Consider the following 16,658-nt stretch of genomic DNA (forward strand, 5'->3'; position numbering starts at 1 on the left):
AAGGGTGACATGGGGGTTGTTAAAAGCAATGCGCCGGTTGGCCGGGCAAAACAGAGCCTTCAGGCGAAAGCGCCGCAAGATCGAATTCTTGAAATCATCGTTTATTTTTCAATGACTGTCGTAACCGTTCTGACGATCTATCCATTCCTAAACGTGCTGGCTATCTCCCTTAACGATTCAGTGGATACTGTCCGGGGAGGAATCACCGTCTGGCCAAGGCAATTTACGCTGGATAACTATAGTCTGATTTTCACCTATGGAAGCTTGATTACCGGGTTCAAAATTTCCTTTCTGCGGACCGTCATTGGTACCATAGCAGGCTTGGTCAGCGGTTCTATGCTGGCTTACACGCTTGCGCGAAGTGATTTTCAGGCGAGAAGATTTATTTCAATTTTTCTTGCTGTCACGATGTATGTCACCGGAGGTTTGATTCCGGGTTTTATCCTGATGAAGGATCTGCATTTAATTGATACGTTTGCTGTGTACATTTTGCCGGGCCTTGTAAGTGCATTTAATGTCTTCGTAATCCGTTCCTTTATAGACGGTCTGCCTTATGCCTTGCAAGAATCAGCCAAGCTGGATGGCGCCAACGATTTTACAATATACTGGCGCGTTATTCTTCCTCTTTGCAAACCCGCATTAGCCACCGTGGCTCTTTTCCTGGCGGTAGGCCAATGGAACTCCTGGTTCGATACTTACCTTTTTAACGGGTCGAACGAATCTTTGACAACGCTGCAGTATGAATTAATGAAAATCCTGCAAAGCACGACAACAAGCGCAAGCAATTCCCAAGACGCCGCGAATATGGCAGAGCGCATGTCACAAATTTCGCCGGAGTCGGTAAAAATGGCAATTACGATTGTGGTCACCGTTCCGATTCTTATTGTTTATCCTTTTTTGCAAAAATACTTTGTCAAAGGGATGACGCTCGGCGCTGTGAAGAGCTAGAGTGTACCGGCCTATGGTGTGCCCAGGTGAACTGCCTGTCTCATACAAGCTATTATCTATTTCATTAATCTAGGGGGTTTAGTTCATGAAGCCAGAAAAAAAAGGGTTGATTGCTTCTTCCATAGTGGCACTGACTTTAGTGTCGACGCTCGCGGGGTGCAGCGGTAATGACGGCGCTACTGCCGGTGAAGGAAACAACGCGGGAGGTTCTTCGGCCGGGACAGAGTTAAAACCGGTTACGCTTACTTATTTTTCGGAAGATTCCAGCACAAACTGGAATAACATGAAGGATGAAGTCGGAAAGATTATTACGGAAAAAACCGGAGTGACTCTGGATGCTGAGTTTGCCGTCGGTGATCCGGTGCAAAAAATCTCCTTGATTGCAGCGACAGGCAACTATCCGGATTTGATCGCCGCAAAGGCGGATGTCGGCAGGCTTGTCGACGCCGGTGCTATTCTCGATCTGACAGATTTGATTGAGAAGCACGCGCCTAACATCAAAAAAATGCTGGGGGACAAGATTGTCCGGACCAAGTACAGCCTGGAGGATCAGGCGATTTACTCCATTCCAACCTGGTCCGCCGTTGATGAGAAGAAATTCAAAGCCGACGGAGGATTTGAACTTCAGCACCGTGTCGTCAAAGAGGCCGGTTATCCGGAAATACAGACGGTGAAGGATTATGAAAAAGTCATCCAGGATTATATCACCAAGCACCCTACGGACGAAAACGGCAATAAGAATATCGGGCTTTCGCTGAATGGGGACGATTGGCATATGTACCAGGTCACCAACGCAGGATTCCAGACCACCGGAGGACCGGACGACGGCGAATATTACATTGATCAGGAAACGCATCAGGCGACTTATCATTTCCGCCGTCCGGAGGAAAAAGAATATTTCCGCTGGTTGAATCACATGAACAACATCGGGCTGCTTGATCCGGAAAGCTTCGTGCAAAAGACCGACCAGTTCAAGGCTAAAGTGGCTTCGGGCCGGGTCCTCGGCTTGGCCGATCCGGAATGGGATTATGGCGATGCACAGAATGCGCTGAAGGCTGCAGGAAAGCTCGATCAGACTTACGGTCACTATCCGGTTACTATGAGTAAAGAATACAAGGATACCAGCTTCTGGCCGGCCGGCTTTGACGGAGGGTACGGAATCTCGATCTCCAGCAAGTGTAAGGACCCGGTACGTGCCATTCAATTCCTTGACTTCCTTGCATCGGAAGAGGGCCAAATTCTGAACAACTGGGGAATTGAAGGAAAACACTATACGGTTGAAGGCGGCAAACGGGTGATTATACCAGCTGTACAAGAACGCATGGACAATGACAACGCGGCTTTTCAAAAAGAAGCGGGTGTTGGACTTTACTGGAATATGATGGTCCACTATGGGGACGGGATTAAAGATTCGACCGGGAACTATTTCACACGCAGTTATCCTGAGCAGTTGACGGCGAGCTACAGTGAACCGGAGAAGGAAACCCTGAAAGCTTACGGTGCGGAGCATTGGAAGGATCTCTTTCCTGCAGAAGAAGAATTTGGGCCAAGAGCTTATGGTGCAGCCTACACGATGTCACTCGCCAGTGACGATCCTGCTGTGATCCTGGGGGCTAAAATGAAGGATATTACCTGGAAGCGGATACCTGAAGCAGTGATGTCCAAGCCGGAGGAATTTGATAAAATCTGGGCCGCCTATATGGCAGACCTGGATAAAGCCGGAGTTAAGGAAATGGAAGAAGCTTATACCAAGCATATCCTAAACCGTATCGAGCTGTGGTCCACGAAGTAGGATGTTTGATCCATCGGGCTCGTTTCCAACGTTATTCAGACGGAAATGAGCCTGTTTTTTATTAATAAAAATAATTAGACACAAACGGGTGAGAGAGAATTTACCATGGTTATGTAAGCGCTCTATCTTATGATAACACCGTACTGCTATCAAGATTTGCTAGGAGGTAAATGGATGCGGTTGAAAATCAAAAGAAGTCTGTTAAGCTCGCTGTGTTTAATTATGATGTTTTCTTTGTTATCAGATTTTGGAGCGAACGGTGCAAAGGCTGCTGCTTTCACAGACATCTCAGACATTGTTTATAATTCCCAAGGAGGGATGATGGGAGATCGGCGGACGGAAAGTGATCACATGAGCGTCGTCAAGGCCACTTATGCAGAGGCCGTGTTAAAAGGTTATGGCATTGAGAAACGGGGGCCTGTCTATGAGGATAAGGATCGGCTCTACGATGGCGGGGGCTATATCTCTTTCTTTTTCGCGGAAGATGCTTCCTCTCCGGATGAAGCGGGAAATGCAACCTTTACGGTGAATGTCGCAGAGGCCGGATTATACAAGATGAGTATAGGCTATTATATTCCTGAAGGTTACGGCGGAAAGGCAACCGGTATTCAAGTTAATGGTATAGGCACCGGAGAGCTAATGTTGGATGCACCTGCTGCAGGTACCGTACGGGCTGAAAAAATGGTGAGTAAAGTGCTGTTGAACGCCGGTAATAATTCGATTAAGGTTACGCGGGGCTGGGGCTACTATGGAATCGAGCATATCAAGCTGGAACCGGCCAAAGACCCGTCGGCAGGAAACATACTTGAGGCAGAGGACGGCATGATGAGCGGCGGTGTCTCGGTAGGTACCGCAGGGGACGGATACTCAGGAGAAGGGTACGTGATATTTCAGCAGTCGGGCTCGCTTACTTTGACTTACAAAACTCCTTTGGCAGGGACATACGACATTCTTGTAGGTTACTGTGCGCCAAACGGCGAGAAGAAGACCAGCATGGTCTTGAACGGGCATACTTCGGAGATTACACTGCCGGAGACCACCGGCTTTATTGAAATCTCTGCCGGAAAAACATGGATGAATCAAGGCGATAATACCATCGAGATTCTGGCTAACTGGGGCTGGTACAATATCGACTACGTCAAATTGACGGCTGCCGCCAAGCCGGAGCAACGCGAGGTGGTAAGCACCTTAATGAATCCGGATGCAACGCCTGAAGCCCGGGCACTCATGAACTTTATGGACAGCCAGTATGGCCAAAAGATTATCTCGGGGCAGCAAACGCTTGAGGATGCAGAGTGGATCGGTCAGGAGACTGGGAAATATCCGGCGATACTCGCCACCGACCTGATGGACTATTCCCCCTCCCGTGTTGAAAACGGCGCCTCGTCAACTGAAATCGAGAAAATGATCGCGTGGTATAACCGGGGGGGCATTGTGTCGCTGTGCTGGCACTGGAATGCGCCAAAGGGGATCGGAGGGGAGGAGCCGGGTTATGAATGGTGGAGAGGCTTCTACACGGAGTATACAACCTTTGATGTGGAATATGCGCTTGATCATCCGGATTCGGAGGATTATCACTTACTCATCCGGGATATCGATGAAATCGCAATTCAGTTGAAACGCCTGCAGAATGCAGGTGTTCCGGTGTTATGGCGGCCGCTTCATGAGGCGGAAGGCGGCTGGTTCTGGTGGGGAGCTAAAGGGCCTGAGCCGGCAAAGCGGTTATGGAAGCTGATGGTTGACCGGTTGACCAGCCATCATCATCTAAACAACCTGATTTGGGTATGGAACTCCGAGAAACCGGAGTGGTATCCGGGAGATGATGTCGTAGATATCGCCAGTGTCGATATTTATAATCCCGCAGGTGACTATAATCCCAGCATCGCAAAGTATGAGAATCTGGTATCCCTGGTGAACGGCAAAAAAGTGATCGGACTGGCGGAAAACGGACCTATCCCTGATCCGGAAATGTTGCAGGCTTATGGCGCCGACTGGAGCTTCTTCACCACCTGGACCGGCAGCTTTATCAAGGACGGAGCCACCAACTCTGCTGAACATTTGCAGAGAATCTATAAGCACGACTATGTCGTCACTCTTGATGAACTTCCGGCTGACCTGTACTCCTCACTAAAGTATGAGGCAGAAAAAGGAGAACTCACAGGTTTGGAAGTAAGTGATGAGCAGGGTGCATACTCGGGAAGCGGTTATATTACCGGTATGGATGCTCAGGGGGGAAGATTACGGATTAAAGTCGATGCGTCGCCAGGTACTTATTCACTGATGATTCGTTATAAGACGGGCAATGTGCAGACAAAGAACAGCATTTCGGTAAATGGTGCTTCTGCGGTTGAATATACGTTTGCAGATGCAGCCGAGTGGACAGACACGGTAACGGGATCTTACCCTCTACAAAAGGGAGAGAATACGATTGATATCATCAGCGCCGAAAAGGGAACAGATATTGATTATATTAAGTTAACGCGTCTTACACCGTCTACTGAAACCGTGGCCGAAGGCGGCAGTTCCGGAAGCATAGGGAATAGCGGGCCTACGGATAGTTTTGGATCACAACGTATCGAGGTGGATGAGGCAGAACTGATTGCCGCGCTGAAAAAACAGATTGGTCATCCTGCTGAATCGCAGTTGTTCGTGATTGATGCTGCCGGCAGTGAAGTTACAGAGGTCAGCTTCCTCGCGTCGGCTCTGGCACAAGCAGCCGCCATCACTCCAAAAGCAAGAATTGTAATTCAATCGGATACGGGGACCTACAGTCTCCCGGTTACGCTCGTCGATGTTGATGCAATTTCGGACCGGTTGGGGGTTGAGGCTCATAAAATTCATATTTCGGTCCACATAAGAAAGCTCACCGGCAGACAAGCCGGGGAAATCCGCATAGGGACAAAGGACCCGGACGTCCGGTTGGACAGTAACATGTATGAATTCAGCATCCTTGCATTTTCGGACGCAAACTCCGTCCAAATCAACCATTTTGGTAGCAGATATGTATCCCATACGATTACCTTTCCTCAGTCTGCCGGCAAGGGCTTGACAGCTGTACTGGTTGATCCTGCAACAGGAGAGCTGTCATTTATTCCATCTTTATTCAATTCACTGGATGGCAAAACGGTTGTAACTATCAAGCGGAACGGCAGCGGCATTTATACGATGGGCGAGTTTAAGCGAACGTTTGACGATCTCGGCGGCCATTGGGCCAAGGAGGATATCGAATTCATGGCGAATAAATTGCTTGTTCATGGAACCGATGACCATCACTTTGCCCCGAACCGTTTAATTACGCGGGCTGAATTCACAATGCTAATAACCAGAGCGCTGGGCTTCACCACTCCATCGAGAGCAGCCGAATTCCCTGATGTTCCGGCAACAAAGTGGTATGCGGAGGCGATTGGGGCTGCCGGCGAATCAGGTTTAATTACCGGCTTTTCGGACGGCACCTTCCGGCCGGACGCTTTGATTACGCGTGAGCAGATGGCGGTTCTGATTGTTCGCGCTGCAGCAATCGCAGGTCAGAGCGTGGAAGCGGCACGTGATATCCTGGGACAGTTCCATGACTCGTCTTCTGTCAGTCATTGGGCGGCGGACAGTGTTAATGAGGCGTTAGATGCGGGACTTGTACAGGGCTTAACTAATGATCAGTTTGCCGCCAAAGATTTGGCAGACCGCGCACAAGCTGTCGTCATGATAAAGCGTTTACTGGTCTACTTGAATTTTTTAACCATCAGTTGTCAGAATTCCCCCATTTCTAAAATGGTGGGATGAATGGCAACGGTCTTTCTTATCCAAAGGAAATTATCTTCCATAAATACGAACATTTGTGCTATGATGGATTCGTAAATTCCTGGAAAGGAGTTGCGAGGCATGTTCGTACTTAAAGCGTATAAGTATCGGATCTACCCCACCCATGAGCAACAACAATATCTGGCAAAGGTGTTCGGATGTGTCCGTTTTATCTACAACAAAATGCTTGCGGATAAGATCGAACACTATAAACAAACGGAGAAAATGCTCCATAATACACCTGCCAGGTACAAGAAAGCATTCCCGTGGCTGAAAGAAGTGGACAGCCTGGCCTTAGCAAACGTTCAGCTCAACCTGGAGAAAGCCTATAGGCATTTTTTTCGGGATAAGAACGTGGGTTTCCCTACATTCAAAAGCAAGAAAACGAACAACAATAGCTTCACAACGAACAATCAAAACGGAACGATAGCCACCAAAGCTGGAACGATTAAAATTCCGAAACTAAAGACAAAAATCCGAATCAAGGTACATCGTCCATTCTGGGGGCGAATCAAATCCTGCACCCTATCCAAAACACCATCAGGAAAATATTTTGCCTCCGTACGGGTAGAAACAGATATCGCTCCTTTGCCAAAAACAGAAAAGAAGATTGGCGTAGATCTGGGACTAAGAAACTTTGCGATTACTTCGTGTGGCGAAGTGATCGCAAATCCGAAACATCTTCGTCAATCTGAACAACGATTAGCCAAACTGCAAAAGGACTTGTCGAGAAAGAAGAAAGGAAGCCATAACCGAAATAAAGCACGTTTGAAGGTCGCCAAGCTTCATGAAAAAATAGCGAATCAGCGTAAAGACTTCTTGCACCAAACGTCAACCCAAATGATACGCGAAAACCAAGTGATCGTGATGGAAGACTTGCGTGTAAAGAACATGATGCAGAATCACAAATTAGCGAAAGCCATATCCGAAGTATCTTGGAGCATGTTCAGAGAGATGCTTACTTACAAATCAGAATGGTACGGTAGAGAATTGATGATTGCCCCAAAACACTTTGCGAGCAGCCAACTATGTTCCTGCTGCGGCTACAAAAACGCAGAAGTGAAGAACCTTGCGGTACGTGAATGGACTTGTCCTGAATGTAGTGCACAACACGACAGAGATGTAAACGCAGCTAAAAACTTACTACAATTAGCCATATAAAATGGCAACGATTGGGCTAGGAACTAGCCTCTAAGCTTGGGTAAACTTGGAGCAGTAGCTCTATTGACCAAGAAGCACCCACCTCTTAGGTGGTGTGTAGTTCACACTCCTAATATATCTAAAATTAATGATCGGAGTCTTGGAAATGAACAAATTTATGAATGCTGCACCCTGCAATCCAAATGCAATTGAGGAGGTAAAGAACGTCCTCCGTTATTTAAACGAACTGTCCGGCAAGGGGATCATAACCGGCCAGCATACGCAAACCACCGTACAGAAAGAACTGCGGTATATTGAAGAGGTGACGGGGAAATTGCCGGCTCTATGCGGGTTTGAGCTGCTTGCTTATTCCCCGGGCATTAACTACGGCGATGCCGGCGAAGCTTGCCTGATTGAGGTGGAGGAAAATAAAAATACGCTGGACAATGCATGGGACTGGGTGTTAAACAAGCGGGGGCTGATAACATTTACCTGGCACTGGTTCTCACCGTTCGGCAGCCGTGACAAAGGGTTCTATACCGAGTACACCACCTTTGACGCGTCCCGGGCTGTAGTGGAAGGAACGGAAGAGCATAAGATGCTCTTATCCGACATGGATCACATGGCAGCATTGCTTAAGCCTTTTTGCGAGAAGCGGATTCCGGTGTTATGGCGCCCTTTCCACGAATCTGAAGGTGAGTGGTTCTGGTGGGGAGCCAAAGGGCCCGAAGTGGCCAAACAGCTGTACCGTATGATGTATGAGCGGTATACGAATCATCATAGCTTGAATAACCTCATTTGGGTCTGGAATTCTCCGCTTCCGGAAGGGTATGTGGGCGACGACGTCTGCGACGTGATCTCGCTGGATTTGTATCCTCCTAAACATACCCATACTGACTTAGAGAAAGAATACAACGGGCTGGTGAAAATTACGAAGGCCAATAAACTGGCTGCACTGGGTGAAATCGGTGTGCTTCCGGGCATCCCCGCATTGTCCGAGACGCGTATTCCTTGGGTTTGGTATATGATATGGTCCAATGATTACGGTGCGTCCGGGGAATGGACGACGAAGGAGGAGCTTCGGCGGGCATATGACCACCCGTATGCAGTTACCTTAGACACACTTCCGCGGCTCTATTAAGGAAAGGGAACAGCACTAACCTCAAGACGCGCCGTCCGTCTTAAGCGATGATATTGTTATGAAGCATGGCTAAAGCCATGCTTCGTTTCATATTAGCGGCATGCCGGCCGGAGGGCAAGGATAATGGCTACGATAAATAATGAGATCCATGTCACGAAAACCGTAGACAAGGGAAGCTATCAAGGCGGAGATGCTGTGATCATCAGTACGAGTAACTGGTGAAAGGATATAAATCGCTTATATGGTTAAAATAACGGTACTTTCACAATGATGAACTGTTATAACCAGTATTGGCGACAGGAGGGGGTGAGGATGCAGACACGTTCTGCTTCAACTGGCAGCTTTGAATTGAAGGACCGCACTGCTCTGGTTCCTGAGTTAGACCTCAATATAGAGGCCTTCAAAAGAGTATTAGGTGAAGCCGATGACGTTTCGTTTCGCCCGTTTTTGATCGGCGGAACGATCAGGGCTGAGCTCGTCAATATTCCTAGCATGTCGAACAGGCAGGAGATCGACAATAATGTCTTGAAGCCTCTCATGCAATCCGGGGATGAATCAAGCAACGATCTGCAATCGGTCAAAATGCGCCTCCTCCCCGTCATGTCTGCCGATGAGGCCGGGACTATTGAGGAATGTGCCGGGCAATTAATCAAAGGGTATCCCGTTCTCCTTGTGGACGGTTGTGCCGGGGCTTTACTTTTAGGACTCGTTCAATGGGACAAGCGCAGTATAGAAGAGCCCCAGACTGAAACATCGCTGCGGGGGCCGCGGGAAGGCTTCACCGAATCCATCACGACCAATCTCTCGCAGTTACGGCGGAGAATCCGGAGCGTTAAGCTGCAAGTACAATCGTACAGCATTGGCAGCTATACGGGGACTGAAGTCTGCATTGCTTATATTGACGGATTGGCTAAACCTTCCCTGTTACATGAGGTGCAAAGCAGGCTCGAACGTATCAATATTGACAGCGTACTAGAGACCGGGTACATAGAAGAACTGACAGAAGACAATCCATACTCGCCGTTTCCGCAGCAGCAATTTACGGAACGGGTGGATGTGGCAGCAGGGAGCTTGCTCGAAGGCCGTATCGTTCTCCTGGTGGACGGCACCCCTGATGTGCTCATTGTTCCGGCAACGCTGGCGACGCTTTTACAGGCTGCAGACGATTATTACAACCGGACAGTATACTCCAGCTTTTTACGGTTTTTGCGGTACTGGACGCTAATGTTATCCATGATACTTCCGGCAGTGTACGTTGCGATTTTAAATTTTCATCATGAAATGGTGCCGGGCAAGTTGTTGGCTAGCATTGCCTCAGCGCGTGAGGAAATCCCGTTTCCGACTTTCGTAGAAGTGATGATGATGCAGCTCGCGTTCGAGGTGCTGCGTGAAGCCGGACTCCGCCTTCCAAGGCAAATCGGTTCAGCGGTTACGATCGTCGGAGCGCTGGTCGTAGGAGAAGCCGCCGTGTCGGCCGGGCTAGTGTCGGCACCGATCGTTATTATTATTGCCTTCACAGGCATTGCGGGATTTACGGCTCCTCATTATTCTCTGGAGTTCGCCATTCGTCTATTGAGGCTGCCGCTTATTATCCTTGGGGGGACGCTGGGCCTGCTCGGGGTATCGTTTGGCCTTATCGCCATTGCGATACATCTGTGCATGCTCCGCTCTTACGGCGTCCCCTTCATGTCTCCTTTCGCGCCTTTTGTGCCAAATGAAATGAAGGATACCATGATTCGGGCCCCTCTGTGGAAAATGTCAAGGCGTCCCGGTTTTAGCAGCTTGCAGAACCGCCACCGGCTGGCGCCAGGGCAGAAGCCGGGCTCAAGCAAAGGAGGCGGGAACTGACGGATGATGAAGAGCGGATTATCATTCATCTGGATGCATGCTTGTAAGAGCATATTGCTTGTAATGGCGGCAACCGTTTTACTGTTTTCGACGGGCTGCTGGGATCGTAAGGAAGTGAATGATCTGGCGATTGTAACGACAGCCGGTTTAGACCTGAAAAACAATGGGGAGATTGAATTAACACTGGAGATTGTCCATCCAAAGGAGGTAGGAGGGGATACACAACAGAGCAAGAGTAAGAGTAAGAGTAAGAGCAGCTCTAAAAGCAGCGGTTCGACTCTGATTTGGTCCGCTTCAGGCGCAACTGCTGCGGATGCTGCTTCTGAGCTGCAGGTTAAGCTGTCCCGCACTGTTTATTGGGGGCAGCTTGAAATATTGGTCATCGGAGAGGCGTTGTCCCGCAGCCAGCTCAGGGAACAGCTGGATTATCTTGTCCGCGACAGCAATGTCCGTCTGCGGGTCCGGCCATTTGTCTGCAAAGGGACCGCACGCGATTTTCTCGCTTCTGACCCCCCGCTCGAAAAGACTAAAGCGGATTTTCTGGGCGGTGAATCCAAGCGCCTCTTTCGCCGGGCCATAACGCTTAACAGCCTTGTACAGGATCTCGGAAATATTTCAAAGGAGGCATTTTTACCTTATGTGGATACCACGCAAGACGGCGGGGAAAGCGTCCCATATGTGAAAGGTTATGCTGCCTTCTCTAGCTACCGTATGGCCGGATTGATTCAAGGCGAGTCCTACTCCGGGGCTAAATGGATATTGAAACAAGTAAAAGGCGACGTTGAGACGGTGAAGCTGGAGCGGCCCTCTTCTCCGCTCATTTCACTTGGAGTCCTTTCTTCCAGCACCCGGATCGATCCTAAATTTGCGGGTGAAATACCGCGTATGGACATTGTGATCGAAGCCGAAATGAGCCTCGTGCAAAATACGACTCGCTTTAAAACAACGGATTCGAAATTTATCCGCAATGTTGAAGAGGCGGCGGTCGACAAAATCCGCAAAAAGGCGGAGATAACCATCAAGCAAGCCCAAAGGATGAAGGCTGACATTTTCGGCTTCGGCGAAGAGATCGAACGCCACAATCCACGGAAATGGAAACATATCCATGACCAATGGGAGCGAATGTATCCTTTGGTACAAGCCAACGTGCAGGTTAAGGTGAGAATCCGGCAAACCGGGATGAATAGTGTGCCCGTCGGCAAATCCTGAAAAGAGGTGTGGAGGCAAGTGACTTGGGTGAAGGTGGCGGGAACAACCTTTGCAACTGCATTGATGGTATGGGCCGAATGGCGTTGTCTCGGAAACAAGCAAAAAAGAGAGCGGGTGTCGTTGTTCGCCGTCACAGGTGTCGCATGGCTCATGGCTGTGCTCGTGCTTCTGTTTCCTAATATGCCAGGACCGATCGATATGTTCAACAGTATATTTAAGCGGTTGACGTCGGGTTGAAGTGAGGAGCGTTTCTGATGATAGAGAAAGGTAAGATTTCCGCAGCGCAGCTAGGTCTTCTTTTTTATTCGGTAACGGCCTACGACGGAATCCTGTATATTCCGAAGGTAACAGGCAAGGAAGCCGGTCACGATTTGTGGTTATCCCCGATCTGGGCTCATCTGCTTGGTTTGCTATTTGTACTAGGAATGCTCCGGCTCAGCAGCAGGTTTCCGAAGGAGACCATCATTCAGTACAGCGTACGGCTGCTTGGACCTTGGGCCGGCAAAGCTGTAGGGCTTGTAGTCATACTATACGGTATTAATCTGACGTCTGTTATATTGAGGGAATTTGGCGACTTTATTTCGGCCGTCTTTTTACGTGAAACGCCACCCCTAATCGCCATTGGCGGGATTGTCTTGCTTGTAGCCTACGCCGTCAGAGGAGGTCTGGAGGTTTTAGGTCGGCTAGCAGAACTGTTCCTGCCGATAACCTTCCTGGTGTTCGGACTGCTGATCATCTTGTCAATTCCGGAATGGGACGTAAATAATATTCTCCCCGTTATGGGTGAAGGGATCGCTCCTTCCATTAAGGGCGCCCTTGTCCCGTTCAGCTGGTTCTCCGGTTATTTGATGCTTGGTCTATATTTTCCGTTCGTGTCGAATCAGAAGAAAACGACAGTGTGCATAGTATTAACTTGGTTTGCTCTCATGGTTACCTTGTCAGTCTCCGGGCTTGTATCCGTTTTTCTCTTCGGCAAGCATGTCAGCACATTGAATTATCCGTTTATCGAAGTCGTTCGGTATATAGGAATAGGTAAATTTATCCAGCATGTTGACGCCTTGCTGCTAATCGTGTGGCTCCCCGGAACGTTCATTCAGTTAACCACCTATCTGTATACGGCCGCATTGGGGGCCAGCCAGTGGTTCGGACTCAAAAACTACCGCCAGCTTGTGTTTCCGGTAGGCTTCATTGCGCTGGTGCTGAGTATGTGGCGAACTTCCGGCGTTGAAGAATTCCAAATCTATTTGGGAACGAGCCATGTTATTTTTGATTTTTTCAACATCGCTCTTGGTCTTCTGCTGTTCTTAACGGCGTGGATTCGAAGCCGCAAAGGCAGGCGGCAGGCTGTGGCTGAGTCAAATCCGGCAAAGTGATAAACAAATCTTGGAGGCTGCCCGGCAATGAGTTGATTTTGCCATGCTTGTAAGGGCGCTCTACACGAAAGGTAACGGGTACGATAGCGGAGAAGTTTGGATCACGGCAGCAAGTCACTGATATTGTGGGAGGTTTTTGAGCCGAATGACTTGGATTTGAAAGGTTTGTACATCATATAGCTAAAACGAAGCGCCGCAAACCGGGCTACCGGGTGCGGCGCTTCGTTTCGTTACCCGGACTAGGGGATTAACGTCTGTCTGACAGTGGCTCCCGGACTTAGCTCAACCGGCTGTCCATACAAGGTCAGCGTCAGGGCGCCGCCCTCCAGCAATTCCAGCTCAACATCCGTACGACCGATGGTTACTGCGATCAGCCGCCCGCGGAAGGTCAGGCGAAACGCATATTTTGTCCATCCGTCCGGAATGGCCGGGGACAACGACAGCCCGCTTTCTTTCAGTCTCATCCCGGCAAAGCCGAAGACGATGGCCATCCAGGTTCCGCCCATGTTAGCCATGTGCAGCCCGTCTTTGGTGTTGCCGTGCGTATTGTCGAGATCAAGCCGGGCCGTCTCGATAAAGTATTCGTAGGCCTTGTCATGATAGCCGACTTTGGAGGCCATAATACTGAAAATGCAGGATGACAAAGAGGAGTCGTGGGTGGTGATGGCCTCGTAATAGTCATACGAACGCCGGATGGTCTCTTCCGTCTGTTCATCCTCAAGTAAAAAATGGGCCAACAGCGTATCCGCCTGCTTGCATACCTGATAGCGGTATAACGTCAACGGGTGATAATGCAGCAGCAACGGGTAGCGGTCCCTGGGCGTATTTTCGAAATCCCATACTGCTTTGCGGAGGAAGGTATCGTCCTGGGGGTTGATCCCGAGCTCACTGTCATAGGGAAGCAGCATAGCTTCGGCGGCCTGCTGCCAACGGTTCACTTCCTCCGGGGTAACCCCAAGCCGGCTGCACAATTCCTGAAGGCCATTATTTTGGCTGTGCTGCAAAACTTCATAGCTGCGGGCAGCCCATTTCAAATTATATTTGGCCATAACATTGGTATAGTAATTGTTATTGACTAAGCAGGTGTACTCATCCGGCCCTGTTACCTCGTCAATATGGAATTTGCCCTCGTGGTAATGGCCAATTTCCATCCACAGCCGGGCCGTTTCGAACAGTACTTCAGCCCCGTAGTCCAGCAGAAATTCCTGGTCCTCTTCCGCCAGATAGTACTGGATGTAGCTGTAAGCCACGTCTGCACTAATATGATATTGCGCCGTACCCGACGGGAAGAAGGAGGAGCATTCCGTCCCGGCGATCGTCCGCCACGGGAACAGCGCCCCCCGGGCATGGCCCATTTCCTTGGCCCGGTTTCGGGCCTGCTCCAATTTGGAATACCGGTAGAGCAGAAGCTGCCGCGCCCTTTCCGGGGAGGTCATCAGAAACACAGGCAGCATATAAATTTCGGTATCCCAGAAATAATGCCCCTCATAGCCTTCACCCGATAATCCTTTGGCTGAAATATTGCTGTGCCCGTCCCGTCCTGCGGATTGCAGCAGCTGGTACAGGTTGAAACGGATTCCCTCCTGGAGCAACTGGTCATTTTCAATCACCACATCGGATCTTTTCCAGAAATCCTGCAAATACGCCTGCTGCTCTGTCAGAAGGTCATCCATCGACATTCCCTGAAGCGCTTTGTGAAGTCCGATGCCTTTTTCCACCAAGTGCTCTTCATGGCGCAAAGTGTCCGTGTAGATGTTCCATTTGGTCAGATTCAGCGGTCCGCGCAGCTCTGCTGTGGCGGTAACCGTTCCTTCCGCAGCGCTGGCGTGCGCCTCGGTCTGCCAGTTTCCATCCCATTGATGCCGGGTTACACAGCAAGTGTGTAGTGCCGATACGGAAGTCTTATCTTCCACATACAAAAATTCCTCTTGTACGCCGCAGCCGGCAACAGACAGAAGCTTGGAGTGTCCGGCGGCGACCCGGGGATCATTCGGATTGCTGTAGTTGCTGACCTCGCCGTTCACCCGGGATACCACCTTGATCCGGCCCGTGAAATTTACCGGCTCAATGTAAATATCGATTGCGAATAATTCTTTGTGCGTAAAGGATACGAGTCTGCGAAAGCGAAGCTTCAGCTCTTTGCCGGTGGACGATTTCCAATGCACTCTGCGCTCCGAATAACCCTTGTCCAGATGCAGGATACGCTCGTAACCCAGAATACTCTCTTCCGTAAGCGTTACAAGCTCCTCTTCTTCACCGATATAGATGCGCACATCCTGGGCGTCGATCACATTCACCAGCTTCTGCTGATTGTCGGGGAAAGCGAACAGCTTCTCGCCGTAAGGAATGCGGATTACATCATGAAAAGCGTTAAGATAGGTGCCGCGGATGCTCTGAAGGTCCGGGTTGGCGTAACCCTCTTCAAAATTGCCCCGTACGCCCAAATAACCGTTGCCCAGCGCAAAAATGCTTTCTAAATTCAGCAGGGCATCTGCCGAAAGTCCGTGGCCCGAAATGCTCCAACTCATTGCCTAATCTCCTCCTGGATCGTTATGGATTGAATTTTAGGTTAGAAAAGCTTAAGATGATACTAAATTATTTAGCTTATTATCAAAAATTTTAGGTGGAGAAGCATATGACTGATGGGGAGGAAACGGAGATGAGGGCGGTGTCCTCTTATTGGTCAACAAGGTCCGAGGATCTCAACAGGGGGTTTGTTCATCCGCCGCTGGACTATGAGCAGGAGCTTCTGGAAGCGATCCGGATGGGCAATGAGTCCAAGGCACTGGAGGCGTTGCACAAAATTAATACGCTGGAGGCCGCCACGCTGGCCGGCTACCCGCTCCGCTCCAAGAAGAACTCGTTGATTGCCTCCTGCACCTTGTTTACAAGGGCGATTATCCGCGGCGGCGTGAACCCGGAAACGGCTTTTCAATTAAGCGATACGATCATCCGCGACATTGAAAACACGGCCGGCCTCGAACAGCTGCTTCTTTTTGAATATGAGATGGTGCTGCAGTTCATTGCCATTATGAAAAGAGAGAAGGAGATTCTGCACTATTCCCACATCGTTAATTTGTCCATCTATTATATCCGCGAGCATATTTGCCGTGAGCTGACACTGGGGAGGATTGCCCGGCATGCCGGCGTTCACCCGAGCTATCTCTCGGACCGCTTCAAACGCGAGACGGGAATGGCCCTTACCGAATTCATCAACCGCCGGAGAATTGAAGAGTCCAAGTCGATTCTAATCCACAGCAACCAGTCCATCTCTGACATTTCGCTGATGTTCAAGCTCTGCAGCCAAAGCTATTACACACAGCTGTTCAAAAAATACACCGGGAAAACGCCCGGACAGTACCGTAAAGAGCGCGGCTGAACATGAATTTTTGTCTCCTGCCTTGTGTTATAA

At 49.6% G+C, this 16,658-nt stretch carries 11 protein-coding genes; 10 read left to right on the plus strand and 1 reads right to left on the minus strand.

Annotation, left to right across the window (positions count from 1 at the left end; genetic code table 11):
• The first annotated feature begins 9 nt into the window (after positions 1-9).
• From PRIO_RS08425 to PRIO_RS08465, 9 genes are all read left to right on the plus strand, one after another.
• Complete coding sequence (locus PRIO_RS08425) at positions 10-948, plus strand: carbohydrate ABC transporter permease (protein WP_020434250.1); 939 nt, start codon at positions 10-12, stop codon at positions 946-948.
• An 85-nt stretch (positions 949-1,033) separates the two neighbouring features.
• Complete coding sequence (locus PRIO_RS08430) at positions 1,034-2,740, plus strand: ABC transporter substrate-binding protein (RefSeq protein ID WP_020434251.1); 1,707 nt, start codon at positions 1,034-1,036, stop codon at positions 2,738-2,740.
• Between the two features lie 318 nt (positions 2,741-3,058).
• Positions 3,059-6,517: a glycosyl hydrolase gene (locus PRIO_RS34365; protein WP_231869837.1), complete on the plus strand. Its 3,459-nt coding sequence runs from the start codon at positions 3,059-3,061 to the stop codon at positions 6,515-6,517.
• Between the two features lie 99 nt (positions 6,518-6,616).
• Positions 6,617-7,696, plus strand: a complete 1,080-nt coding sequence (gene tnpB / locus PRIO_RS08440) for an IS200/IS605 family element RNA-guided endonuclease TnpB (protein ID WP_046501866.1) — start codon at positions 6,617-6,619, stop codon at positions 7,694-7,696.
• Positions 7,697-7,841: 145 nt separating this feature from the next.
• Positions 7,842-8,816 carry a glycosyl hydrolase gene (locus tag PRIO_RS08445; protein WP_085981526.1) on the plus strand — a complete coding sequence of 325 codons (975 nt, stop codon included), beginning with the start codon at positions 7,842-7,844 and terminating at the stop codon, positions 8,814-8,816.
• Positions 8,817-9,128: 312 nt separating this feature from the next.
• Positions 9,129-10,664 (plus strand): spore germination protein, encoded by a 1,536-nt coding sequence (locus PRIO_RS08450; RefSeq protein ID WP_020426995.1) that lies wholly within the window; start codon positions 9,129-9,131, stop codon positions 10,662-10,664.
• Between the two features lie 63 nt (positions 10,665-10,727).
• Positions 10,728-11,873: a Ger(x)C family spore germination protein gene (locus PRIO_RS08455; RefSeq protein ID WP_039786495.1), complete on the plus strand. Its 1,146-nt coding sequence runs from the start codon at positions 10,728-10,730 to the stop codon at positions 11,871-11,873.
• A 6-nt stretch (positions 11,874-11,879) separates the two neighbouring features.
• Positions 11,880-12,110 carry a hypothetical protein gene (locus PRIO_RS08460; RefSeq protein ID WP_231869838.1) on the plus strand — a complete coding sequence of 77 codons (231 nt, stop codon included), beginning with the start codon at positions 11,880-11,882 and terminating at the stop codon, positions 12,108-12,110.
• 17 nt (positions 12,111-12,127) lie between these two features.
• The gene (locus tag PRIO_RS08465; protein WP_020426998.1) at positions 12,128-13,246 is read left to right on the plus strand and encodes a GerAB/ArcD/ProY family transporter; all 1,119 of its coding nucleotides are present in this window, start codon (positions 12,128-12,130) and stop codon (positions 13,244-13,246) included.
• A gap of 239 nt (positions 13,247-13,485) precedes the next feature.
• Here the strand turns inward: PRIO_RS08465 and PRIO_RS08470 are convergent, their stop codons facing one another.
• Positions 13,486-15,774, minus strand: a complete 2,289-nt coding sequence (locus PRIO_RS08470) for a glycoside hydrolase family 65 protein (protein WP_020426999.1) — start codon at positions 15,772-15,774, stop codon at positions 13,486-13,488.
• 107 nt (positions 15,775-15,881) lie between these two features.
• On the opposite strand from PRIO_RS08470, the gene PRIO_RS08475 reads away from it, so the two are divergent.
• Complete coding sequence (locus tag PRIO_RS08475) at positions 15,882-16,625, plus strand: helix-turn-helix transcriptional regulator (RefSeq protein WP_020427000.1); 744 nt, start codon at positions 15,882-15,884, stop codon at positions 16,623-16,625.
• Positions 16,626-16,658: the final 33 nt, after the last annotated feature.

Source organism: Paenibacillus riograndensis SBR5 (assembly GCF_000981585.1).
GTDB classification, from domain to species: domain Bacteria; phylum Bacillota; class Bacilli; order Paenibacillales; family Paenibacillaceae; genus Paenibacillus_AQ; species Paenibacillus_AQ riograndensis.

Coding starts and splice junctions, on each gene's coding strand:
- PRIO_RS08470 (WP_020426999.1), bottom strand. CDS start 15,774: ATGAGTTGGAGCATTTCGGGCCACGGACTTTCGGCAGATGCCCTGCTG.
- tnpB (WP_046501866.1), top strand. CDS start 6,617: ATGTTCGTACTTAAAGCGTATAAGTATCGGATCTACCCCACCCATGAG.
- PRIO_RS08475 (WP_020427000.1), top strand. CDS start 15,882: ATGACTGATGGGGAGGAAACGGAGATGAGGGCGGTGTCCTCTTATTGG.
- PRIO_RS08430 (WP_020434251.1), top strand. CDS start 1,034: ATGAAGCCAGAAAAAAAAGGGTTGATTGCTTCTTCCATAGTGGCACTG.
- PRIO_RS08455 (WP_039786495.1), top strand. CDS start 10,728: ATGGCGGCAACCGTTTTACTGTTTTCGACGGGCTGCTGGGATCGTAAG.
- PRIO_RS08450 (WP_020426995.1), top strand. CDS start 9,129: ATGCAGACACGTTCTGCTTCAACTGGCAGCTTTGAATTGAAGGACCGC.
- PRIO_RS08425 (WP_020434250.1), top strand. CDS start 10: ATGGGGGTTGTTAAAAGCAATGCGCCGGTTGGCCGGGCAAAACAGAGC.
- PRIO_RS08465 (WP_020426998.1), top strand. CDS start 12,128: ATGATAGAGAAAGGTAAGATTTCCGCAGCGCAGCTAGGTCTTCTTTTT.
- PRIO_RS08445 (WP_085981526.1), top strand. CDS start 7,842: ATGAACAAATTTATGAATGCTGCACCCTGCAATCCAAATGCAATTGAG.
- PRIO_RS34365 (WP_231869837.1), top strand. CDS start 3,059: ATGATGGGAGATCGGCGGACGGAAAGTGATCACATGAGCGTCGTCAAG.